This is a genomic window from Virgibacillus phasianinus (assembly GCF_002216775.1).
GTDB lineage: Bacteria > Bacillota > Bacilli > Bacillales > Amphibacillaceae > Virgibacillus_F > Virgibacillus_F phasianinus.
Genome location: NZ_CP022315.1, coordinates 2,525,037 through 2,548,142, shown reverse-complemented (window position 1 = coordinate 2,548,142; position 23,106 = coordinate 2,525,037). Strand labels below are relative to the sequence as shown.

Sequence of the window (23,106 nt, the reverse complement as noted above, 5' to 3'; positions counted from 1 at the left end):
AGTCACACCTTCAATGATTTTTGTACTATGGTTTAAAACCTAATATGATATCCTAATGAATCTTAAATTTAGTGAAACCACATCACGGCAATTCATCTCCACAAAAAATTTAATACTTTTACTCACGCGGTGTTACTTATTAGTCTCAGCATTTGGTAATGAAAATTTTGCCTCATATTCCGAGTAACGTTCAAACTCTAGAAATAATTCACTGGAAGGTATTACACAAAAAAATACTAAATCCTTTGTTATCTCTTTTCCTGGTTCTAATTCAACGTTTAAACTTGGGGATAAATCCATTTTACCCGTACCATTACCATCCACTGTTAAAAGTAAGTTTTTTATTTGACTTGGCTTAAAAACTTGATCGCCTATATTTTTTATCGTAACATTGGCTACTGCTAGTTTTGCATCTGGGAAACCTTCGACCTTTAATTCATCCATCGTTTTATCTTTATATTTATCGGTTAATTCAAAACTGTTAACAGTTACTTCGTATGTAAAACCATGCTTTGGATTGGTTATTTCAGCAGTCTCATTTATTGAATATACTTCGCCTTCCGGTATGGTTGTATCTTTTGAGACCTCTTTTGAATCTTCTTTACTTCCTTTGTCAGATGTATCATCACTACATCCAGCAATTACTGCAATTGCAAGAAATAATATTATAATTTTTTTCAAAGTCGTTTCCCTCCATGTTAATATTTAATAAAGTACAAAAGATCAGGAACCAGAACACTATCTAAGTGATTATAGAACTGATTAAAATCAAATGCCCTGCTGCCCTTAGAAAAAGGAAGAAACATTTAACCTCTTCCTTTTTCTAAAGGTAGCAAAGCTACCTTTAGGTAATTCATTTTTTGAAATTATTATTTTTCCGGATTGGGCAACTCAAATTTAGTTTCCTCACCAGACATTGCCTCATAAACAATATAGAATACCTCATCATTTGTATTACCAATTACAGTAACTAGATTACCTGAAATTTCTTGCCCGGGTTCAAGTTTTTCATTTCTTTTTGTAAAAAAGGAATCATCAGTTTGTTCTCCTAGGGTCTCCGAAATAAATTGTGCAGATATTTTTTCATTTGGCACAAACGGTCTATCACTTGTGTTCTTAATTGTCACGTTTACAACAGCAAATCTATCCTCTTCATCGACCTCTGATACTTTTTCATCCAATGACACTCCATCAACCTTATCTTTAGTTAATTCAAAACTGTTTACCGTTACTTCGTATGGAAATTCATATGTGCTACTAGTAATTTCAGCAGTTTCACCGATTTGATAAACTTTTTTATCCTCTTTTTTTTCATCCTTTTTATCATCATTATTAGTTGTTTCCGAAGCCTTTTCATTGTTATCATTTGTTTTGCTAGTATCATCGGAATCATCGCTACAACCGGTTACAACAATTAATAATGCCGCAAAAAGTAAAATCAATAATTTTTTCATTTCGTATCCCTCCAAATTAGTATGAATAAACCTTTTTCTTATTTATATAATAATAACTACCCTTTACATTGCCATATTGATTAGGTATTACCTCTGTTAATGCAGGGATAAACCATAATTTTATTTTACCTTTAACATTTCCTTCAATGTAGGAAGGTGCTTTGTTTAAATCAACACCAGTATCTTTTGTAATTACTGCCTGCAAACGTCTAAGCTTTTCATGATTATAACTCTCACCAGTTGACCGCATCATCATAAATATTCGTAAAAACATTGGCATCGTCATATCGATTTGTGCTATTTTGAATGGTTGCCATTCCAAAACATAGTCTCCAGTAGTGATATTAGTCAACTGTTTTCCCGTAAAAATAAACGCTTGACCAACTGCCCTTAGAAATCCAACTGGTCCAGCGAATCCCCCTTTCACCATAGATTCCATCAAATTCACCACAAACAATACCAGTACAATATCTTTAATAAACATAAAGTAATTTGTTCCCGCTGAGCCATAACCATACGTTATGAATTGGCCTTGTTTGTTTTTGAATAGATAAGATTCAGCATCAATTAACTCATACGGAGGTGATGTTCCATAATTAGCCAATATGTACTCATTAATATACAATTGATTTCGGAATTCTTCAGGAAATCCATGAACAAAATTCACAAATTCTTTAAAACGGTTAAATGCATCTGAAATAAACTGCAAGCGATCAGACTCTTCTTTATCTCCCCCGCCATTTGTTGCAGCATTATAACTTGCCATAATGCCTTCCAATTCATCGTATACTTGTTGATCATTACCAAGTTCCCTTGCACTGCCCAAGCTATTTAGTAAGTCACTGAAACTTGTCTTCGCTTCTTTTTTTGCAGCACCATATTCCTCAGATTTCAATTCTTTTTTGGAATCCTCGTATAGAAGGAACTGATCATCTATTGCAACTAGTTGCGTATCTACAATATTAGTTGTTTTTGTAGTTACCGCGTCTTTAACCAGCAATGCAAGATCTTTAAATTTTTCTTTCTTGATTACAACATAAAACACCATTATTAATTGAGTGATAGTTAGATTTGTTAGATCTTGTGATTTTAAAATTTCCCTAATAGGTACCGAAGTCGCTAAATCCAATTCTTTATTAACTTTATCCATATTATTAATAACTGTCTCAAAAAACGATTTATCTAGATAAAGTGATTCCAAAGCTTTAAGCGACTTTCCTTTTCCCTTATCCAGAATTTTTTTAATTTCTTTATTGTACCATTTAGCTGAATTCTTGGCTGGTGAACTTAAGCTTCCGCCTTTCCCTACTAGGGCATTTTTTATTTCTTTTCCAGCTATCACATTTAAATAATAGGAAAATGCAACATCTTCATTGTAATTTTTCTCATAGTTATCTATTTCTTGTTGTTCACCATCTTTTAATTCTTCCTTTTTCTTAAGTTTGTGATAGCGATCATAATAAAAAATTAATTCTTCAAATGTTTTAATGCCTGAAGGGATCTTTTTATCTTTTGAATTATCGGTAACCGGATTACCGATTATCTTATTCGGTATGTCGTCCTTAAAAACAGCACTATAATGTTTATATTCTTTAACCGCTTTGTCAATTTCATCATTGCGTTTTTCTGTTAACTCAAGGATTTTCTCATAGTTCTCGGACACATTTTTTGCATTCTCCACTTGCTCTTCCGTAATATTATTCAGGTTCTTTGACCCTACTAGTGTGAATAATGCCTCACCTATTTGTGCTGGCGCCTGATATTTCATACTTTCTAGGATTTGATGCTCAAAAACATCGTAGTCGACTAAATTTCTTTCGTTTGTAAAATTTGCATTTGCGGTTATAATTTCTGGACTTGACAAATTTTCATATCCACTTAATTCAACCGAATTATAAAACTGTTTATTAATAAACCTATTGAAATCTGCATCTGCACTTTCACCACCATATGCAAACAAACCTACACTTGCAAGCTTAGTATCAAATTCCGCCATTGTGGATCGAAGTGCTGTGTCCATTGCGTTTTCAATCTGTCGCTCGGCAGACATAATTCGCAATGTGTCAATCAATAATGCATTAAGCATAAAAATTGGCAGGATAATGATGATTGCATATATAGACACAGAACCATTATCTTTAAAAAATAGTCGCTTAAATTTCTTTTTCATAAATATCAACACCTTGCCCGGGCTAATCATTTAGCACCACCAAAAAAGCTTCCAATTGACAATCCTGATGCTGGACCACCAGCACCAAATCTAGTCCACATATACTTAGCGAAATTAAACGTACGTATTAATTCAGGAGTTTCTGTAACCACATGTGTTGACTTTGCTTTTACAACATTGCTACCAAGGAGTTTTGTAACAAATGCAGGAATATACAAGGAGGATGAAGCTTCAGCTTCAACTTCACTATATACCAATTTATTATTATACGTTAATTCCACACTTATCGAGCCATTGTATGCCGCTTCAGCGTTCTCTATTTTTTCTCCCGAAAGTGATTTACCTGGAAAAAGCCCACCGCTAATGCCAAATATCCCTAAGATGCCATTATCCGTGATGCGCCAGTATAGACCATCGCCACCGGTATCCAATCCAGCATAATATTTTTTGGCAAATTCACCTGTTTCCAAATCTTTATTAGAATTATCCCAAACATACGCAGTCTGGGCAGCTGCCTTTTGCGCGACGTAATTGGCGGTACCTATCTGAAAAATAATAATGCAAAAGAAAACACCAAGTAAGGTAAAGAGCAGGAGTGAAGGAAATACAAAAGATGCTTCGATTGTAAAACTTCCCCTATCGTCTTTACAAAAGGATTTCATATGTACTCCTTCCCTTCTAATAGTTAGCTGCCAGGAAGCTGCTTATCAACCTGGTCAAATAATTTATTTGCCCAACTTGTGATTCGGTCCTTGAATAGAAGTGCAATGGAAATTAACACTGCCAAAATTAACAGTATTTCAATTGTTTCCAATCCCTCCTCGTCATTCCAGAAATCTTTCATAAAATTTGAAAATTGATCCATTAAAAATCTCTCCTTTTTTAAAATATAGCTAAAGCTGGATAAATAACAATTATTAAAACAGCTCCAAAAATAAATATAATTGGAAATACTAATTTAGATGAGGCTTCTTCCCCTTTAATCCGAGTTACGGTTTTTCGCTTTTCCCATAACGATACTGATAGCTCTTTTAGTGACTGTACCAATAGAGCCCCACCTTTTCGGTGATTCATCATAACTGTAGTTGTAAAGATGGAAACTTCCTGAATACCACACCTGTAGTTTAGGTCTTTCATCACCTCCTGAAAGGATGTATTAGCAGACATTTTATTCACTGCTTCATTTAATTCGAAGTACAACGGTGAATCATAAATGTTAGCTTTATTTTGATCGACACATTTTTTTATAGCCCCCTGAACGGTTTCACCAGCATTTACTAAAAGAATTACTTTATTAACAAATTCAGGAAGTTCAATTATCATAGAATCCTTGCGCTGCTTTACCTTTTTGTCTAGGTCTTTCACTAGGTAAAAACCAATTATGACTGTGAAAATGAAACCATACAATAGTTTACTATAGTCCCCACCGTCTAGCACAATAAAGACAACACTGAAAAAAATTACTAAAGTGATAGATGTAATTATTTTCCCTAAGTAAATTTTGGTATAATCACCGGACAGCTTGCTCCCCCTTAAAATTATCATCTTTTGATGAATCGTATTTATTAATTTAGGCATACGCCGATACAAATTGAATTTATCAATAATGGCAAACGAATATGGCGCGATTATTGGCAAGGTAATGTCTTCCTTATAAGTCGAGATAAATGTATCGTAAACCTTTTTATTCTTTAAATTAGTGACTGCAACAACCAAAAGGATCACCACTAAAATAATTTTTAATATCATAGAATTTTCCCCTCTACACTTCTATGTTCATTATTTTCATGCTTATTAAAAGGCCACAAATTATGCATATAAGTGCAACAGTCATAACAACCGGTCCAAATGTTCCGAATTGATACAATGGAGCAACAAATTCCGGTGATGAAACTTTTAGAAAAAAAGTAATACCTAACGGTGCTACTGCCATTATCTTAGATTCGAATTTCTTTTGGGAAATTAGCACTCTTATGTCCTGTTGTATTTCTATTTTGTCTGTAATAATGTCTGCTGTTCGTTTAATAACCTCCACAAGGTCGCCGCCGGTTCGTTTACAGGTGATAAAAACATCAGAAAAATTTCGAATATCATCGATGTCCGAACGCTTTGCAAAGTCATCAATTGCACGTTCAATTATTTCACCATTTTCAACTCTACGATTAATTAGGTTAAACTCTTTAACAATGTACGTTTCTTCGTCGGGATAAAGAAGTTTTAGATCTTTCAAAACCACTCGGAAGGCATTTTCAATCGACTGACCGGCTGCTAAAGAAGAAGCTAATGAACTAATGGCCTCCTTAAACTGCAATGACAGTTCATCTTTTCGTTTTTTCATAAGATCTTTCCGTTTAAATTTAGGATAAAATATTCCCAAACAAGCCAAAATACCAGATACAATATAATTATCATAGAATATTAATCCAACAACAAAAATAACAGCTGCGGCTATAAGTGAATATTTGAGTTTTTCTGTTTTGGACAAAGTATAAGTCCCATAATCAATTAGGTTTTCGCCACCGATTGTTCTTTTTTTAATTGCTTCGATATTTCTTTTTCTTAACTCCGCCCCCTGTTGTTCAACTTTCTTCTTTTCTTGATTTTCTTTCCTGCTAATTCTTACCCGCCTAAATATGAATATACCTACTAATATAACGATAGCTATAAGCGAAAATATTTGAGTTGTATCCATTTTTCCCCCTACTCCTCATATGCATTTGAAATACCAGTTTTAAGTGAATTTAGCCAAAATGTCATTCTTTCCTGTCAACCTGAGTTTTGTAGTATCCTGCAATTTGTGCTCTGTCTTCTTGAGTTTACCGATGATTTTTCCTTTGTAGTCTTCGCCATCTTCTTCAAATACATAAAGCGGCTTTATGAGAATTTCTCCATTTTCCAAACCGCAGACTTCGGAAATCTCCATTACCCTGCGAGAGTGATCTCGCAATCTTGATAAATGAACCATGATATCAACAGCGGAACTTATTTGTTTACGAATTACATCAATTGGTAAATCTGCACCACTTAGGACCATTGTTTCTAACCGGCTCAACATATCATTAACAGAATTGGCATGCCCCGTTGACAGTGAACCATCGTGTCCGGTGTTCATGGCTTGCAGCATATCTAAAGCTTCAGGACCACGCACCTCCCCAACAATGATGCGATTGGGTCGCATACGCAGGGAAGTTTTTATCAATTCCCTGATGGTGATTTCTCCTTTTCCTTCCGTGTTTGCATTGCGTGTTTCAAGGCTTACCAAATTGGGTGTTTGATGAATTTGTAGTTCTGCAGAATCTTCTATTGTTATAATTCGTTCATCTTTTGGTACAAAATTTGATAACACATTTAAAAAGGTGGTTTTTCCTGATCCAGTACCGCCTCCAATAAAGATATTATATTTAGCCTCGACTAATTGTTGCAGGAAGTAGGCAACCTCTTCATCCAAAGCGTTAAATTCAATTAAATCTTCAATCATAAGTGGTTTTTCAGGAAATTTACGGATTGTCATCGCAGGACCCTTTAAGGCTATGGGGGGTAGCACAACATTTACCCGTGAACCGTCTTCCAGCCTCGCATCAACTATTGGAGAAGAATCATTTACAACGCGGTTAACCTTCGAAACAATTGCTTGAATAGTATCCTCCAGCTTTTGTTTATTTTCAAATTTGACATTTGCGTCGGATACTTTACCCTCACGTTCTATGTAAATTTCATCATAATTATTTATCATTATCTCTGTAATACTTGAGTCATCAAGTATTGGCTGCAAAACCCCTAACCCTCTAAAAGCATGATACATACGATCAACAATTTTTTTAATCATAGTTGAGTTAATTTTATGTTCTCTAGCGTATTCAAAAACTGTTTCTTCCACGTAACCCAGTAATTCTTCATTTGTTGTAGAGTGCATAAAGTCCAAAGTTTCTCGTAATTTTTCAATTAGTAATTTAGTAATCTCGTCTTCCGTTTTTGGTTCTTCCCTAACTTCATCAACTTTTTCCGTACGGACTGCTTTGTTATTAACTGCCAAGGATCGACACCTCCGTAGCATTAAACTCTTTTAAAAGTTTGTGTAACTGCTCACCAACATGGGTATCTTCTTGCATTTTTGCTTCTTCGCTTAATTGGAGCCAGCGTGAATTAAATGGGATATGAGTTTCAATACTAAAATTAAATCCATTAAAGCCATCAAATAAGGTATCCGATACTTTATTTAAAACAAAATGAATTTTTGATCTATCTTCACCCAGATCCAGAAGATCATTGTTAAAGATATTTTGTGTACGTGTAAAGCTGGTTTCATCAGTGGATAGCAACCAAATGATTTCATCACTATTTCCAAGTGCAGTTACATTCCGTTCATGGATAGAACAATCTAAATCAATAATAATGTAATCATAATTCTGTGTTTCTCTTAAAGCCTGAATCAGTGTTGCGATATCTTCTTCAGTAGACTGCTGCATTTCTTCAGGAAGAATTGGCAAAGAAAAATAATCAATATTTGTAAGGGAGTCGCGTGATTTTAATGATTCTATTTTTCCAACTAATTGTTCCTTATTATTTCTTAGGTAGTAAAATACTTCTGCGGATGATGGTTTTTCTTGCTTGAAGTATAGATTAGTAGTATGTAACTCTTCTAAATTCAGATAAAAAACGCGCTTACTTTGTATAGCTAGATGTTTTGCTAAACATAAAGAAAATAATGTCTTTCCTACACCGCCACTGCCACTATAAAAACTAACTACTTGTTCCTTTTCTTTATTATTTACAATCGGATTTAATTTCCCGTTAGCTTCATAATAAATTGCCAAAACCTGTGACAAAAGCTCTTTAAGTGGTTGATACTTGTAAATTGTTAAACTTTCATTTGAATATGTATGTTGGTCCTCAGATAGTATGATTACTCTATCAAAAGCTAAAATATCGTCGTCCGGGATTTCAATATCCGTCAGCAAAATATGTTGTTTTTTGTTCCGTGTGTTCGCTTTAAAAGTTTCTGGATCGGTAAATATTTTTGATAAAAATTTATCATCATTATTTGGATTCATCATAAAGTTGGAAAAATAATTCGCGTAATTTATATCCTTTGTCAATAAAACTATGTTAATTTTGTTCAATGTCATCACCTTTTATAGACGTATTTAAAGAAAATTCTACAACCTAGTGTCGTTATATACAACCGAACTTCCTAAAGACAGGACAAAATACCTACAAATAAGATTAAAACTATACAAGCAAATGGATTAATTTAAAACGAAATTCCTTGTAATACCAGTTGCTGGCGCTGTCAATAGTTAATTGGTAACTTTTAATAATTAAGTTACATTTTTCAATGGACCATTTTGTTTCGCCCAAATGTCATATTATGCTACAAATTTTCAATTATGCATAGACAATCTTAAACTTCAACTATGTATCTGGACCTAAATCACAATATTCTTATTATGAATATATACCCATTTAAATCTTAGTGAAACAGTTAATTTGCACTATAAGCAATAATATTTCTTATGTTACGATAGAAATATTGTTATTGATCCGTTTTAAATTGCTAAAGGAGTGGTTTTTGGAAATGAAATGTAAACAGTGTAGAAATACAATTAAGGGTCAAAAAAAGTTTTGTCCTGAGTGCGGAAATAATTTATCACAACAGAATGAAACTAAAATAAAGAAACCCTTAAGGAAAAAATTAATCACTTTCCTTACATTAGGTTTAATAATAATTATTGCGGCAGTAGCCTTTTACTCCATCGGGAAAAACAAATTTACCCCGGAAAACAAAATTGCTGCATTTGAAGAAGCTGTTAAAAACAATAATGTTAATGAGTTGATGGATTTAATCTCACCTTATAACAATTCTTTCGAAGTTACTACAGATAGTACTGCAATTTTACTTGATTACTTAAAAAGCAACCCGCAAAAGTATAACCAAATAATTGAAAATCTAAATCAACAATTGAAAGCAATGGAAACATCTAGTGAAGGCAAATATATAAATTATGCTACATTGAAACTCACGAAAAAAGGGAAAGAATGGCTATTTTTCGATAACTATAAGTTAACGGTAATTCCTGCTTTTATTGAGTTATCTGCTAACCAAGAAAACATTGATTTTTATATTGACAATAAAAAAATTGCTACTTCTTCAGAAAAAGGTTCCCTAGAAAAATCTGAACCTCTTATGCCGGGATTGCATACTGTTAAAGGTACATTCCATAATTCATACATCAGTTCCAGCCAAAAAGTGAAGATGGAATTATTTAATACAAAAGAACAATCGTTAATACATAATTTTGAATTTGATTTAGGTGAGGTTGACGTCAAATTGTATACAGAAGAGGATTATCAACTTTACATAAATAATAAAAAAACAGATGTAACTTTAGAAAAAGGAGAACAAACAATTGGAACATTCCCTCTGGATGGTTCGATTAAAATGCATGCTGAAAAAGAATACCCATGGGGAACAGCAAAAAGCCAAATAGTAACAGTAGACAATAACCGTTTATTCCTTGAAGATATTTACGTTTTAACTGAAGAACAACAAAACAAACTTATGAAACAACTTAATAATACTATTTCTGAATACTATTCATCACTGAGTAAAAAGGACGTCTCCTCATTAAAGGGAGGTGTATCCGAAAATCTTATCAAACAGGCGAAAAAGAATATTAGAGGAATAAAGGAAGAAAGGCCAAAATACACAGCGAAATTATTAAAAGCAGTATATGACAAAACTTCATTTTTCCATACCACTTATAATGAGGAACTTGATGCATATACAATTACAGTCGAGGCGGAACTTACATTCCATGAACCTATCCGATATTTTGATTGGTTGACAGGGGATTTAGAAAAAAATAACTATATGCGCCCTACTGCACTGACTGTATTTTATAATGAAGATAAAGAAAAATGGATACTTGATCAATTGGAAATGGATTATTTCTCCATATCAAATTCGGAAAGCAAAACCTTTGAATTTTAAAAGGTAATTATTTGTAATGAATAAAGTTTCCCCTTTACACAAACTCTAATCAAAAAAGGGGCATTAATATGAAGAAGAAGAAAAGAAACTACTCTGAGGTTGATAACGTAGAGAGACAGCGAAACGAATTAGTACCAGAAGAATTCCCGGAAGGTCCGGTTGGCTCTCCCATAAACGATGATGAGCCTGTACAACTTAAATCGACCCCCTGGGAAGAAGGACAGCGGCGTAAAAGTGCTTTTACCTACCCGGACCAGGAGCAACATGAAGACTTGCCAAGACAGGCACCAGGATCACATCCGCTTCATGATGAAGAAGGAGAAGTCCTACCAGAAGAAGAGCAGTAGTTCTTTGTGAACTACTGCTCTTATTTGTCTATTTTCTTTAAAACGAAATATGCGCATCCAAAATTGCAATACTCGTATAAATAATCATCTAATGTACTTATTTTGGAATCGAAGGCTGCTTTTGTATTCTGGTCATCGTAAAATCCTCGTAGCCGAAGTTGATCATATCCCCAGTCCCCAACTATAAAATCATATTTTGACAATATATCAGAGAATCGTTCATTTAACCGCTCGGAGTCAAAACCATCTTTGTTGTTTTCCAATATTTCATATGTCTTTCCATATAACTCAATCACCACGTCTCACCCCTCTTAAACTGACTATAGTTTACCATAAAGTTCTCCCTTTCAACCAGATATTATCTTTAATTTACTTGTAAAAACTTTTCTTCTGTCAGATGAATGAAATTATTTAGATGATGCAAAATAACCTCAGGTAGAAAACATAAAAAAGGCGGGAAAATCTATGTATAAAAAATTTGCATTCGTTCTTTTACTATGTACATTGGTAATGTCAGCATGTGGTACGTCAGATCAAGAAGCAGGAGACGAACAGGAACAAATAAGAAATGAGCTGGACCCGACTCGAAATGATGATACCCCTAATACATTTGAAGAAGAAAATCGACTAGGTTATGTACATTACACAAAGGATCAATTAAGAAATAACAATGAGAATAACCATGCGGTAACCATGGATCGCCACAAGATGGCAGATATGATTTCCAGAATTATTCTTCGCAACGATGGATTCGAGGAAGTCGCTACATTAGTTACAGATAAAGAGGTATTGATTGCTTATGGTAAAAGCGATGGGCTTGATAAAAACTTAGCCGCAGACATTGCTAAGAAATCTGCTGTTTCTGTTATGCCAAAGTATTTCCATGTTTATGTTTCGGATAACGAAAGTCTGATACCACAAATTCACAGTCTGCATAACAGTAATACCATGCAGGGGGCATCTTATCAGAATACCATTCAATCAATCATTAAAGAAATGAAAAAATCACCCCAGGGAATCGAAAATGAGAATAAATAACAAGGTGATGCTGCTATGAAAATGTACCGAATAATTTGCGCTATGCTCGTTTTCCTTTTTATACTGGTAAGCACAGATACTCTTCACGCCGAAGAAAATGATGACATGTATAAAAAACGGATGGAACTCTATAAAAAAACAGAGGCTATTACATCAATACCCTGGTATTATTTTGCCGCAATAGATCAATACGAGCGAAATATTCAAAAGGATGTACCTTCTTCCCAGATTATTTCCATTTCCTTTGAACCAGTAAAATGGTTTGGCCCTGGTAATATAAATAATAAAAGTGAAACAGCCATCACAATTTTTAATGGAATTGGAAGGGACGGAAATGGAGATCAAAAGGCCGATCCCAAAAATCCTGAGGACATTTTATATACAATGGGTCAATATTTGCAGAGCTATGGATATTCAAAAGAAGATATTAAAATTGCGCTCTGGAATTATTATCAGCGTGATTTGAGTGTTCAATCGATTATGGACACAGCGCGCGTTTTCAATAAATTTAATGGCATTGAATTAACCGACCGCGTATTTCCACTACCATCCAATTATAATTACAGTTATAACAATACCTGGGGAAATAGACGGGGATTCGGTGGCCTGCGAATACATGAAGGAACAGATATTTTTGCCGACTATGGAACACCTGTTAGATCATCAACCTATGGCGTTGTTGAATTAATGGGCTGGAACCTATTCGGCGGATGGCGAATTGGCCTTCGGGACGTTCATAACATTTACCACTACTATGCCCATCTGAGCAAATATAAGGACGGTATAAAAGTAGGACAGATCATTAAACCAGGTGACGTTATTGGTTACGTTGGTTCTACGGGGTATGGTCCTCCTGGAACATCAGGCAAGTTCCCACCACATCTGCATTATGGGATGTACAAGGATAACGGGTACAGTGAATGGTCATTTGATCCATATCCATACTTAAAGAAATGGGAACGGATGGATAAATCAAAGAAATAAGAAAAGGTAAGTGCTGTTTAGAAGCCGACGCATAAGCAAGGGACCGGAGAACGCATGGGTTTAGCGTTAGTAGTGTCCATTGCTTATACTGCAACTTCTGGGCGCTGAAGCTAGACATATTTCACATATTTTTATCTTTTAAGAAAAGTTCAACCTTGTGTGAAATCTGCACAAGGTTGAACTTTTTCTATCTACTTTCTATCGCCGCCTAATAAACCAAATAATCCACCAGCAATACTTCCTTCACCTTGAGATCCGCCTTTCTCAGGTGCTGCAGCGAACACCCGACTTGCTAATCGGCTAAATGGTAAGGACTGAGTCCATACTGTACCTGGTCCTCTAAGAGTTGCAAAAAATAAACCTTCGCCACCGAATAAAGCAGTTTTAACACCACCAATAAATTCGATATTGTAGTCTACATCACCTGTCATGGCAACAAGACAACCGGTGTCAACACGCAATGTTTCACCTGGTTCAAGAACTTTTTTGTACATCGTTCCCCCAGCGTGAACAAAGGCCATTCCATCACCTTCCAGTTTTTGCATGATAAAACCTTCGCCACCGAAAAAACCTGTGCCAACTTTCTTTTGAAATTCGATGCCGATTGCTACTCCCTTAGCAGCCGCAAGGAATGAATCCTTTTGGCAAATCAATTTTCCATTAATCTCACTAAGATCCATTGGTATGATTTTACCTGGATACGGCGCAGCGAATGACGCATGTTTTTTACCAGATCCTTCATTCGTGAATGTTGTCATAAATAAACTCTCGCCGGTTATGACACGTTTACCCGCACCAAGAAGCTTGCCCATTAGGCCACCCTGTTGATCATCTGACCCGCTTCCGAAAATTGTCTCCATGCGAATCTGATCCTCCATCATCATTAAACTTCCGGCCTCTGCAATTACTGTTTCCTGTGGATCTAGTTCAATTTCAACAAATTGCATGTCATCGCCATGTAGTTTGTAATCAATTTCGTGGTTATTCATTTTCTTCATCCCCTTTGACTTAATTATTAGATTAATATCAACGTTTTTTATTATATAGCACTTCCATAATATAGCAAATCAAAAATGGATAAGAAAAACCCCGCAAAATTCACGGCTTTCTCGTTCCCGTATTAAATTATTATTTAATCAGCCTAAAAATCAATGGAAAACGATATCTTTCACCACTATACGCCTTAATTAGCGCAACAATTGTAAAGACCACAGCCATAATTCCTACAATCCAAATTAGAAGTAAACCAATTAATAAAATAATTAATATAGTACTAATAAATGCATAGATACTGTAGGATATGAAAAAATTAAAATATTCTTTACCATGATAGTCGATAAATGCCGATCCATCTCTTTTAATCAGCCAAATGACTAATGGCCCCAATATAGGCAATGGAAAGCTTACCAGATAAAGTAACATCGCAAGTAAACGTTCATCATTTGATACTTGGTTATAATCAGACATAGGTTCACCCCTTTACATGCATATTTCATTTGTTATCCTACCATATAATTTACCTATAACATAGTTAAACCATTGCAGTTGTGATTTACAACCGCAATGGTTTTTAATGAACCTTATTTTGCCTGTTTAGCTTTCTTAACGGCATTGATAATACTCGCCGCAAGTCCGCCCCAAATAATAACTATACCTAATACCATAACAAAGATTGCACTGGCACTCATATTATTCGCCTCCCTTAGAAGCTTGATCTTTAAATTCGCGGTTAGCTCTCCACTTGCTGAATGACAATAGGATACCTACAACGATTGCGCCGATGGCAATTAACCAGCCACCATAAAAGATAAACGCATCCGTATACCCACTATAGTTGCCGGTCGGAGTATCAAATTGTTTCAATAAGTTTTCTTTAAATAAGCCAAACATCTGATAACCTAAGACAATTGGTGTAATTACACTTAAGCTTACGGTCCACCATGCCCCTAATTGGATGTCAGAAATTTCATTGGCATGCGCTTTGAATTCATTTAACTTACGGAATATCCAGGCCATCAAGACAACCTCGACTAACCCTAAGAATGCGACACCAAATTGGTTAATAAAGTAATCTGCTGCGTCAAGGAAGTTAAGTCCACCCTGTGTAGCAAATAATAATGATATTACCGCTGCAAGTCCTCCACCAAATAAAACTGCTTTATTTCTTGAAATGTTAAATTTATCTACCAGTCCAGCTACATATGTTTCCGTAATGGACATCAATGACGTCAATCCTGCAAGAACTAATGAAGCAAAGAATAAGAAGCCGAAGAGCTCATTAAGCGCTGGAAACTGATTGATGATTTGCGGGAATACAACAAATGCCAGCCCTACTCCACCTGCAACTACTTCGTCAATTGGAACCCCTTGTTGGGTAGCCATAAATCCAAGTGCTGAGAACACACCGATTCCACATAGTAATTCAAAACTTGAGTTACCAAATCCAGTGATAAATGCATTATTCGTAATATCGGATTTTTTTGGCAGGTAACTGGAATACGTAATCATAATAGCGAACGCAATTGACATACTAAAGAATATTTGCCCGTACGCTGCAACCCATACCCCAGGCTCCAGAATTTTATCAAAATCAGGTGCGAAAAACGCCTCTAATCCTGACAATGCACCAGGTAACGTTACTGCACGAATTACAATAATAAGGAAAATAATTACCAATGCTGGTATGAAAATTCGATTCGCTACCTCAATCCCTTTTTTAACACCTTTAAATAAAATTCCTAATACAACAATCCAAACAATAATTAATGGTATAAGTACACTAGGTACGAAGCTGCCCATTTGCCCCGGATCCGTTAGGTTTAAATAATCACCAAACAAGAAACCTTCCGTGTCTTTCCCCCAGCTTAAATTAAAGGAGAAAATGGAATATGATATTGCCCAGGCAATAATGACCGAGTAATAGGTAGAGATAACGAAAGCGACTATTACCGCCCACCAGCCTACCCATTCAGCTTTTTTATTAATTCTTTTGTACGTTAGTGGTGCTGAGCCTTTGTACTTATGACCCATTGTGAATTCCATGATAAGAATCGGAATTCCTGCTGTAAGAAGTGCAAATAAATATGGTATAAAGAATGCGCCACCACCATTTTCATACGCCACCGATGGAAATCGCCAAATGTTGCCTAAACCAATTGCCGAACCAACTGCAGCCATAATAAAACCTGCTCGTGTTCCCCACTGAGACCTTGTCTCCATTGTTTCTACCTCCCCATTACTAGTCATTCTTTCTATTTATATCTATGAAAAAAATAAGAAGTAATGTTATAAATCTTTACTTTTTTCAGATATTTATGATTTTATTATAACGGTACTTTATGACTATGTCAAAACAAATAAAAAGCTGTCGAATGAATGGTCATCCGACAGCTGTACATCGTGCTATATAGTTGTTGTTGTTTTATTAATAAAGTGAATAAAGAGGCTGACGGCTATTATTAACACGATTGTTAACAGCAGCGATAAAAGTATGCTTCCCGAAAATCCTATCACAATAAAGCTGACGCATCCCACTAACGCTGCAATACAAGCATAAGGCAGTTGTGTCAGAACATGGGCGATGTGATTGGATCCTGCTCCGGTTGATGACAAAATAGTCGTGTCAGAAATAGGTGAGCAATGATCTCCGAATACTGAACCAGCTAACACTGCAGCAAGGGATGGTAATAATAGGGATACATCCGTGATTACTGTAATTTCTGCGGCAATCGGCAGCATAATGCCAAAAGTTCCCCACGAGGTTCCCGTTGCTAATGCCATCAAACTGGCAATAAGAAAGAATATAACTGGTAAGAACGCGGAATCAATGGACATCCTTTCCACTAGTTCTGCCAGGTAATTACCTGTTCCAAGTGTATCAATAATGGCTCCGATCATCCATGCTAATAACAGAATATAAATAGCCGGAAGCATCGTCTTTATACCTTCAACGAATATTTTAAAGCTGTTGACCCTTGGCTGACTCAGTAGCAGGTGAAAAATGAGGGCAATCACAACTGCAAGAACCCCGCCAATGAATAACGATAAGTTCACATTCGTATTGGCAAAAATGTTTAGTAACGTAACATCTGAACTTGCTTTTGCGCCTGTGACAATCATTGCTACAACTGTACCAATTACTAAGACAATAATAGGGACAAGTAAATGATATAGCTTACCATTTTTATGCGGCTGGAATACTTCCCCTAGATCCCCTGGAATATTTTTCTCCTCGGGGTCAATTAATTCTCCTTTTTCCACAGCACGTTTTTCATGTGCACGCATTGGACCAATATCCATTTTTAAGTAAGCTGTAAAAAATACTAGTATCAGTGCACCAATCGCATAAAAGTTAAGTGGAATCATTTTAACAAATGCTTCAAGTGGCTGTAAATCCGTTATTCCATTTGCCACAAATAAACTGCCTAGAACGCCTATAATATAAGCCCCCCAGCTCGAAATTGGGGAAAGAACAGTTACCGGAGCTGATGTAGAATCAATATAATAAGCAAGCTTGGCGCGTGAAACCTTATGCCTGTCTGTAAGCGGGCGGGCTATTTGGCCAACTGCCAGCGCATTGAAATAATCATCTATAAAAATAATAACACCCAATACCGCGGTCATTACTTGGGCACCTGCACGGGTTTTAACCCGTTTAATCATAAACTCTCCAAAAGCACTGCTCCCACCCGAGGCTGTTAGAAAAGCCGTCGTAATTCCTAAAAGCAGCAAAAACCCTAATAATAACAGATTCCCTACGTTCAATCCTTCAGACGTGTAGAAAATTTGATAGAAAACAATCCATATCTCATTAACGGAGCCTAGCAGATTAAAATCATGGATAAATAAGGCCCCCACTATAATTCCAATTCCAAGGGATAATAACACTCTTTTTGTTAGCAGTACTAACACAAGCATAAGCAATGCTGGTATTAGTGAATAAATCGTTCCTTCCATCCTTCTTACCTCCATATATTTTATGAAAGTGCACGGAGATACGTAAAAAAGTACATAAAAAAACAATGATAGAAAATAACCCATCATTGTTTCAACAATATACGTTATCCTCCATTTCGATCAGTAGTTCTCCATGCACATTTGAACATGACAGTACAGCCTTTATTCAAAACTATACCAGCAATAGAAAGTTTGACAACTTCCTACACTTCGGCAAACAGCCCTTTCATCAATGATCAACGTTGTCATTCTCCTATTGATTACTCTTTCTGTCTGCACCTCTACCTCACCGATCTGATAAGGTTTAGTCTATGAAATTATTGTTTTATTATACTAAGTTATTCATTATCTTGCAAGTCATTCTTTGGAATTGCTATTGGCGGGGTGCCGTTTCCACCGCCATAGAAATCTGGTACATCTCCCATTATAGTTCCGGAGTCAAGAAAAATCTTTGTGCTGACTTCTGCTGTATCTGTAGCAAAAGGAATCACAATTTGCACATTCACTTGTACTTCAACGTATATTTGGTATAAAAAACCATTAATTCCAACTTCATTCTCTTCCGTAAAGATATCTGACTGAATAGCACCGACAATTTCAAAATTCACTGGTATTTTTGGTCCCAGATTTGCCAGAATTGTGTTCCCAAATGCCTGCCCAATAGGAATTTCTATAACAGTAGGATCCTTATCCGCTAAATCATTTGCAGAATCATCATAATCCACGGGTGGTAAATCCGGGTCATCGGTATCGACGGTTTCCCCTTTATTCATATTGTATAAAAAGCTTTCAGCACGCTGGGTAACTGTTCTTAAAGCCTTATTATACGTAGCCGCATTCCAACCCATCCAGGTTACATTTCCTTCATCATCATATTTAAGATCGATTAACTCATTAAATGTTAGATTTTCACTTGATTTTACTGCAGCATTAATAGCTCGCGTTGCAAACTCGGTTGTTTTTACCTCGGCAATCTCCATTATGGTAGGTTGTATCTTATTGCCAATAAACCAAATACTGAACCATACCGCTGCAACAAATATGACACATGTAATCACCAATATGTATTTAACTGGAGGTGGCGTTCTATTTTTTTTCTTAAAGTTAAATATCCTCGGTTGCATCAATAATAAAACCCCCTTAACACAAGTTATGCTTGTTTTAAGAAGGTTAGAATTAATATTCAAAGTAACTTTAATTAAAAAACTTAGTATGCCTTACGCAGTGGAAAGCATACTAGTCAGGATATGTGCCCCAATGCTTCTTTTCCAATCATTCCTACTTCCCAGCCATACGGCTTTGATGCATCGGTTATTTTTTCAAGTGGAGCGTGTAATAATTCGTCAATCGTTTTAACCCCTACAGCCCTGCCAGCAATAATATTCCGATCAGCCAGCTTCTCGTTTAAAAGATCAACATCAAGTGCACCGCACATAATATATCCAATATCATTCGAAATCATAAGCAGGTTTGTTTTTGGCAGTTCGACAGTTATCGCAGTAAAAAACATTCCATCGATTTCCAAAGGATTTACAGTAATCATGCAAGTATTTCCCCCTTTTCCCTATCACCATATATATGTATGCGGATAGAGACCCAGGTGCTACTCGCCTAGTTACCGTGAACCATAATCCTTTTTTAATGTATTGGTTAATAAATCACGAAGAAATTCAGGTAAAAAGTATTTTTTTGTTTCAGATTTAGCAACTTCAGGCAAAAGTCTTCCAAATGTGAACGTATCAGCTGTTGCTACATGATAGGAATAATCAGGATCAATTGCTCGTCCATTCATCCTGATATCTTTCACAAATTCCTGACCGTCTTCTCTAATTTCTGTCTCAACCTCAACACCTGCATAAATCATTCTGCCAAGTACTTCCCCACGAAATCCGAATCCTTTAAGCTGTAATTCCATGAACTCTCTTGTAAAAGAAGCACGAATCACTTCAATCAGTTCATCTCCTTTTAACGCCACGACGCAAGGATTAATCGGATGTGGACAAATTCGGTGGATATCTTTAAGCGTTACTTCGCCTGCTTCAAACTGATCAAGCAAGACACCAGCATTCAGCATGGCACAGTCTGCCTTTGTCCAATTCTTCAATGTCCCCACTAACTTTTCCATTATTTTTGTATCCCGGAACCAACTCACCTCAATGGTTTTATCCAGCCTGACAACTGTTTCTTCCAAAACCTTATCTGACTGAACGATAAGATCATTCAGATTTTGTTCCGTTTGTAAATCTTTCGCCAGGTGGCTGATATCGGTAGTATACGCCTCTTTTTTTACTAGCTTCTTCAGGTCATGGTCCCACGTCAGGATTACCTCACCGACAAATGTGCAATGTTTACCGGCCGCGGTGATGATTGTGTTATTTACTGTCTCTCCCGTGCGTAATAAATGATGAGTATGTCCGCCAATGATGACATCAATTTCGTCATACCTGCGTGCTATCTCCTGATCCTCCGTTACACCCAAATGGGACAGCAGAACAATCACATCCGTCTGTTCAGCAAGATGTTTAACATACTGGTCCAAAATTTCTAATGGGGGCAAAATATGCCAATCCAGCAATTCATAAAATGCATTAAATGGGGCGGTTAATCCAATAATCCCAACCTTTACTCCATTAACAGAAGTAACGTTTACGCTCGGATGAAACCAAGGGGGATTATCGCCCCGAAGATTTTGCAGGTTTGCACACACCACATCAAATTTTGCATGATCATACAGGTGATACAGGTCATCATGAGCAAGCGTGATTCCTTCGTTATTCCCAAAGGTAACAACATCATATCCCACATCATTCATTAACTGTACATTCGCCTTTCCCATAAAGGCCTCTGCAATTGGATGGACGCGGTCGACATGGTCGCCAATATCAACTAACCAGCAAGATTGATCATCTGCCTGTTTCCTATCTTTTGCTTCTTTTAAATAACCTGCAACACGTGCCCATTGGTCAAAATTACTATGTAAATCGTTCGTATAATAAAAGAATAACTTTTCCTCCACGCTACCTACTCCTTATGTCAGACCTTCGATAATTAACCGTATTCCACCAATAATCAAAATTGCACGTAAAAGCCATTCAAGTACCTGGCTTTTTAATCTATGATTCACCTTTGCACCAATTGTACCACCAATTAAAGCACCAGGGATAAAAAACAAAACATATTGCCAGGCAACATGACCAAGTAAAATATGTGTACCCGCACTGATCATACTAATAAAAAGAATCATGAACATCGATGTAGCAATCGCAATGTGGGCTGGAAATCCAAACATTAAAATCATGATTGGGACCATAATGGAGCCGCCACCAATTCCAAACAGTCCAGATAACGTTCCGACAAACAATGAAACAATAAACGCAGCCCAAAAGGAAACGGAGTAATGATAGGTTTCGCCGTCAAGAGTGAAAGACCTCATGTGTTTCCGCCCGTTTGCAGTTTTCCCTGCTGAATTTTTTCGTTTAAACAGAAACAATAACGATAAAATGATCATTAAGATACCAAAATACAATGAAAACTTTTCCGCTTCAATAAACTGATTTAACCAAGAACCAAATATCCCCCAGGGATGCTTCCCGATAGTAATAATAATCCTGTCTTATAATCCACCCTACCTTTTCTGAAATAGGAAATAGTGGAAGACAGCGCGGTAAAAACCATTACAATTAAAGATATACCGACAATTGTTTGCGGTGTAGCCCAAGCAAAGTCACTGAAATGCTGATGCAAAATCAATAAGCTTGGTATAAGTATAATCCCTCCACCAAGCCCGATCAGACTTCCAGCAAATGCTGTTATGACACCAATTACAATGCATATAACGTAAACCAAATACATCCCTTCTATCTGCCATCATTAGAAAAACTTGGCTTGTCACCGGGAACTAATGGCGAAAGCCTTAGATTTTTTTATACTTTATACCGATAAAGATTTATATTCTTCTTAAAGTATTAAAAACATCTACCCTAATATAGTAGCATGGTTTACATGGCATTTCTAATTATTGGTAGGTACTGTGCTTTTCAAAGTTGTTGACTGACCTATTTTTGAACGTCGTTTTTGTTTGACGTTTCAGGAATAGCGGTTGTTTTATTGGTTTGCCATATACGTGCAAAAAAACTCGCGTCATCTGCGAGTTTTTTTAAAAGCATTTATTCAATTTTACTTCCTTCCGATCATAAATAAGGCTATCAGTTGGTACCACTATGCAATTATGCAGTTTCTCATAGTTTTTCGTAATCAGTCGGTTGTTCATTACGGGATACGTTCTAAACTTTTAAAATGAACCAAGGTCAATCCCAGTTAACATATAGGTAACTACTGTCAGGATAAGTAAATATCCCGCCATGGTCCAGTACAAGTCAAACTTTGGTTTATTAATATGTACAAGAAAAAGATATATATGAATGACTCCATACAACATTATCGCAAAAAAGTACGTTATCACAAACAAGTCTATCATTAAAAATCCAAAAAAGAGTATAACCAAACAGAAGATAGCAGCAAATGGAATGTTTACTACCGCGTACTTTGTAAGTAATTCATGGTGGGAAAACTTTGCATTTCCGAAAAACGCCAATAAAGCATAAAGTGATAAATAGCCTACAGCAAAAGTAATAATCCAGGATAAAGTCCCGGTTATAAAAAACATAATTCCAATCTCTGTAAACATACTCATTAACCCATCAAATCCAAATTTAAAGAATAAAAAGTTACATAAACCTATAATAATTGAAAGCAAAAAAAGTATTAGAGCACTTGTTTCAATTCCAATTATATGATTTGACTTTACTACAGAATGTGGTCTTATAATGGCATCTTTTAGTATGCCCTTTGTTTCAGTAATGCTTTTTCCAAAATCAAAATTCGTTTTGTTATTCCGCTCTTTTTCTACTTTGTACGCATTATTATTTTCATTATCCATATTTCCACCTCCCGTTTTAATTTTAACACTTTTGCAAATTCAGCACTCTTACTTTTGGTTGACCTCTATTTTACTAATACACTCCGTATAATGATGAATTAATAGATCCTTCCACTTTTTGGCGCATATACAACATATAAACATTATTCCATAATAAATACAATAGATTAATAATTAATAAAAGCAATTTTTGGAATGATTATAAACATATGTATAAATCATATTCA

At 35.9% G+C, this 23,106-nt stretch carries 23 protein-coding genes, 1 pseudogene and 1 riboswitch; of the genes and pseudogenes, 4 read left to right on the top strand and 20 right to left on the bottom strand.

Annotated elements, in window-relative coordinates:
• Positions 1–132: 132 nt before the first annotated feature.
• From CFK37_RS12175 to CFK37_RS12135, 9 genes are all read right to left on the bottom strand, one after another.
• Positions 133–681, bottom strand: coding sequence for a lipoprotein (locus CFK37_RS12175; protein WP_089062109.1), 549 nt, complete (start codon positions 679–681; stop codon positions 133–135).
• Positions 682–869: 188 nt separating this feature from the next.
• Positions 870–1,454 carry a DUF4352 domain-containing protein gene (locus CFK37_RS12170; RefSeq protein ID WP_089062108.1) on the bottom strand — a complete coding sequence of 195 codons (585 nt, stop codon included), beginning with the start codon at positions 1,452–1,454 and terminating at the stop codon, positions 870–872.
• Positions 1,455–1,470: 16 nt separating this feature from the next.
• Entirely contained in the window at positions 1,471–3,624 is a 2,154-nt protein-coding gene (locus CFK37_RS12165) for a hypothetical protein (protein WP_157724847.1), read from the bottom strand.
• Positions 3,625–3,650: 26 nt separating this feature from the next.
• Entirely contained in the window at positions 3,651–4,286 is a 636-nt protein-coding gene (locus CFK37_RS12160) for a TadE/TadG family type IV pilus assembly protein (RefSeq protein ID WP_089062106.1), read from the bottom strand.
• Between the two features lie 23 nt (positions 4,287–4,309).
• Entirely contained in the window at positions 4,310–4,489 is a 180-nt protein-coding gene (locus CFK37_RS12155) for a Flp1 family type IVb pilin (protein ID WP_089062105.1), read from the bottom strand.
• Between the two features lie 17 nt (positions 4,490–4,506).
• The gene (locus CFK37_RS12150) at positions 4,507–5,373 is read right to left on the bottom strand and encodes a type II secretion system F family protein (RefSeq protein WP_089062104.1); all 867 of its coding nucleotides are present in this window, start codon (positions 5,371–5,373) and stop codon (positions 4,507–4,509) included.
• 13 nt (positions 5,374–5,386) lie between these two features.
• Entirely contained in the window at positions 5,387–6,316 is a 930-nt protein-coding gene (locus tag CFK37_RS12145; RefSeq protein ID WP_089062103.1) for a type II secretion system F family protein, read from the bottom strand.
• Positions 6,317–6,355: 39 nt separating this feature from the next.
• Complete coding sequence (locus CFK37_RS12140; protein WP_245837387.1) at positions 6,356–7,537, bottom strand: TadA family conjugal transfer-associated ATPase; 1,182 nt, start codon at positions 7,535–7,537, stop codon at positions 6,356–6,358.
• A 109-nt stretch (positions 7,538–7,646) separates the two neighbouring features.
• Positions 7,647–8,744 (bottom strand): AAA family ATPase, encoded by a 1,098-nt coding sequence (locus CFK37_RS12135; RefSeq protein WP_172840500.1) that lies wholly within the window; start codon positions 8,742–8,744, stop codon positions 7,647–7,649.
• A 455-nt stretch (positions 8,745–9,199) separates the two neighbouring features.
• Between CFK37_RS12135 and CFK37_RS12130 the strand changes: the two genes are divergently transcribed.
• A complete protein-coding gene (locus CFK37_RS12130) occupies positions 9,200–10,615 on the top strand; it encodes a TcaA 3rd/4th domain-containing protein (protein ID WP_089062100.1) in 1,416 nt (471 codons plus the stop codon).
• A 68-nt stretch (positions 10,616–10,683) separates the two neighbouring features.
• On the top strand, positions 10,684–10,962 hold the full coding sequence (locus tag CFK37_RS12125) for a hypothetical protein (RefSeq protein WP_089062099.1): 279 nt from the start codon (positions 10,684–10,686) through the stop codon (positions 10,960–10,962).
• A gap of 20 nt (positions 10,963–10,982) precedes the next feature.
• Here CFK37_RS12125 and CFK37_RS12120 read toward each other — a convergent pair whose 3' ends face one another.
• Positions 10,983–11,258 (bottom strand): YutD family protein, encoded by a 276-nt coding sequence (locus CFK37_RS12120; RefSeq protein ID WP_089062098.1) that lies wholly within the window; start codon positions 11,256–11,258, stop codon positions 10,983–10,985.
• A gap of 169 nt (positions 11,259–11,427) precedes the next feature.
• Here CFK37_RS12120 and CFK37_RS12115 point away from each other — a divergent pair, with 169 nt between their 5' ends.
• The gene (locus tag CFK37_RS12115; protein ID WP_089062097.1) at positions 11,428–12,000 is read left to right on the top strand and encodes a YhcN/YlaJ family sporulation lipoprotein; all 573 of its coding nucleotides are present in this window, start codon (positions 11,428–11,430) and stop codon (positions 11,998–12,000) included.
• A gap of 15 nt (positions 12,001–12,015) precedes the next feature.
• Positions 12,016–12,984 (top strand): M23 family metallopeptidase, encoded by a 969-nt coding sequence (locus tag CFK37_RS12110; RefSeq protein WP_425445343.1) that lies wholly within the window; start codon positions 12,016–12,018, stop codon positions 12,982–12,984.
• A gap of 191 nt (positions 12,985–13,175) precedes the next feature.
• Here the strand turns inward: CFK37_RS12110 and CFK37_RS12105 are convergent, their stop codons facing one another.
• The 10 genes and pseudogenes from CFK37_RS12105 to CFK37_RS12060 all read right to left on the bottom strand — a co-directional run bounded on the left by CFK37_RS12105 (position 13,176) and on the right by CFK37_RS12060 (position 22,879).
• The gene (locus tag CFK37_RS12105) at positions 13,176–13,973 is read right to left on the bottom strand and encodes a TIGR00266 family protein (protein WP_089062096.1); all 798 of its coding nucleotides are present in this window, start codon (positions 13,971–13,973) and stop codon (positions 13,176–13,178) included.
• Between the two features lie 139 nt (positions 13,974–14,112).
• Positions 14,113–14,451: a DUF4870 domain-containing protein gene (locus CFK37_RS12100; RefSeq protein WP_089062095.1), complete on the bottom strand. Its 339-nt coding sequence runs from the start codon at positions 14,449–14,451 to the stop codon at positions 14,113–14,115.
• Positions 14,452–14,564: 113 nt separating this feature from the next.
• Positions 14,565–14,672 carry a methionine/alanine import family NSS transporter small subunit gene (locus tag CFK37_RS12095; RefSeq protein WP_089062094.1) on the bottom strand — a complete coding sequence of 36 codons (108 nt, stop codon included), beginning with the start codon at positions 14,670–14,672 and terminating at the stop codon, positions 14,565–14,567.
• A gap of 1 nt (position 14,673) precedes the next feature.
• Positions 14,674–16,203, bottom strand: coding sequence for a sodium-dependent transporter (locus tag CFK37_RS12090; protein ID WP_089062093.1), 1,530 nt, complete (start codon positions 16,201–16,203; stop codon positions 14,674–14,676).
• A gap of 183 nt (positions 16,204–16,386) precedes the next feature.
• Entirely contained in the window at positions 16,387–17,940 is a 1,554-nt protein-coding gene (locus CFK37_RS12085) for a Na+/H+ antiporter NhaC family protein (protein ID WP_089062092.1), read from the bottom strand.
• Positions 17,941–18,056: 116 nt separating this feature from the next.
• Positions 18,057–18,232, bottom strand: a riboswitch (Lysine riboswitch).
• A 46-nt stretch (positions 18,233–18,278) separates the two neighbouring features.
• Positions 18,279–19,064 (bottom strand): sporulation protein YunB, encoded by a 786-nt coding sequence (yunB, locus tag CFK37_RS12080; protein WP_157724845.1) that lies wholly within the window; start codon positions 19,062–19,064, stop codon positions 18,279–18,281.
• 116 nt (positions 19,065–19,180) lie between these two features.
• Positions 19,181–19,483 (bottom strand): YunC family protein, encoded by a 303-nt coding sequence (locus CFK37_RS12075; RefSeq protein ID WP_089062090.1) that lies wholly within the window; start codon positions 19,481–19,483, stop codon positions 19,181–19,183.
• A 72-nt stretch (positions 19,484–19,555) separates the two neighbouring features.
• A complete protein-coding gene (locus CFK37_RS12070; protein ID WP_089062089.1) occupies positions 19,556–20,956 on the bottom strand; it encodes a bifunctional metallophosphatase/5'-nucleotidase in 1,401 nt (466 codons plus the stop codon).
• A gap of 12 nt (positions 20,957–20,968) precedes the next feature.
• Positions 20,969–21,792 (bottom strand): annotated as a pseudogene (locus CFK37_RS12065) (sulfite exporter TauE/SafE family protein).
• Positions 21,793–22,231: 439 nt separating this feature from the next.
• Positions 22,232–22,879, bottom strand: a complete 648-nt coding sequence (locus CFK37_RS12060; RefSeq protein ID WP_089062088.1) for a hypothetical protein — start codon at positions 22,877–22,879, stop codon at positions 22,232–22,234.
• Positions 22,880–23,106: the final 227 nt, after the last annotated feature.

Coding starts and splice junctions, on each gene's coding strand:
- CFK37_RS12170 (WP_089062108.1), bottom strand. CDS start 1,454: ATGAAAAAATTATTGATTTTACTTTTTGCGGCATTATTAATTGTTGTA.
- CFK37_RS12165 (WP_157724847.1), bottom strand. CDS start 3,624: ATGAAAAAGAAATTTAAGCGACTATTTTTTAAAGATAATGGTTCTGTG.
- CFK37_RS12160 (WP_089062106.1), bottom strand. CDS start 4,286: ATGAAATCCTTTTGTAAAGACGATAGGGGAAGTTTTACAATCGAAGCA.
- CFK37_RS12155 (WP_089062105.1), bottom strand. CDS start 4,489: ATGGATCAATTTTCAAATTTTATGAAAGATTTCTGGAATGACGAGGAG.
- CFK37_RS12150 (WP_089062104.1), bottom strand. CDS start 5,373: ATGATATTAAAAATTATTTTAGTGGTGATCCTTTTGGTTGTTGCAGTC.
- CFK37_RS12145 (WP_089062103.1), bottom strand. CDS start 6,316: ATGGATACAACTCAAATATTTTCGCTTATAGCTATCGTTATATTAGTA.
- CFK37_RS12140 (WP_245837387.1), bottom strand. CDS start 7,537: ATGCACTCTACAACAAATGAAGAATTACTGGGTTACGTGGAAGAAACA.
- CFK37_RS12130 (WP_089062100.1), top strand. CDS start 9,200: ATGAAATGTAAACAGTGTAGAAATACAATTAAGGGTCAAAAAAAGTTT.
- CFK37_RS12125 (WP_089062099.1), top strand. CDS start 10,684: ATGAAGAAGAAGAAAAGAAACTACTCTGAGGTTGATAACGTAGAGAGA.
- CFK37_RS12115 (WP_089062097.1), top strand. CDS start 11,428: ATGTATAAAAAATTTGCATTCGTTCTTTTACTATGTACATTGGTAATG.
- CFK37_RS12110 (WP_425445343.1), top strand. CDS start 12,016: ATGAAAATGTACCGAATAATTTGCGCTATGCTCGTTTTCCTTTTTATA.
- CFK37_RS12105 (WP_089062096.1), bottom strand. CDS start 13,973: ATGAATAACCACGAAATTGATTACAAACTACATGGCGATGACATGCAA.
- CFK37_RS12100 (WP_089062095.1), bottom strand. CDS start 14,451: ATGTCTGATTATAACCAAGTATCAAATGATGAACGTTTACTTGCGATG.
- CFK37_RS12095 (WP_089062094.1), bottom strand. CDS start 14,672: ATGAGTGCCAGTGCAATCTTTGTTATGGTATTAGGTATAGTTATTATT.
- CFK37_RS12090 (WP_089062093.1), bottom strand. CDS start 16,203: ATGGAGACAAGGTCTCAGTGGGGAACACGAGCAGGTTTTATTATGGCT.
- CFK37_RS12085 (WP_089062092.1), bottom strand. CDS start 17,940: ATGGAAGGAACGATTTATTCACTAATACCAGCATTGCTTATGCTTGTG.
- yunB (WP_157724845.1), bottom strand. CDS start 19,064: ATGCAACCGAGGATATTTAACTTTAAGAAAAAAAATAGAACGCCACCT.
- CFK37_RS12075 (WP_089062090.1), bottom strand. CDS start 19,483: ATGATTACTGTAAATCCTTTGGAAATCGATGGAATGTTTTTTACTGCG.
- CFK37_RS12060 (WP_089062088.1), bottom strand. CDS start 22,879: ATGGATAATGAAAATAATAATGCGTACAAAGTAGAAAAAGAGCGGAAT.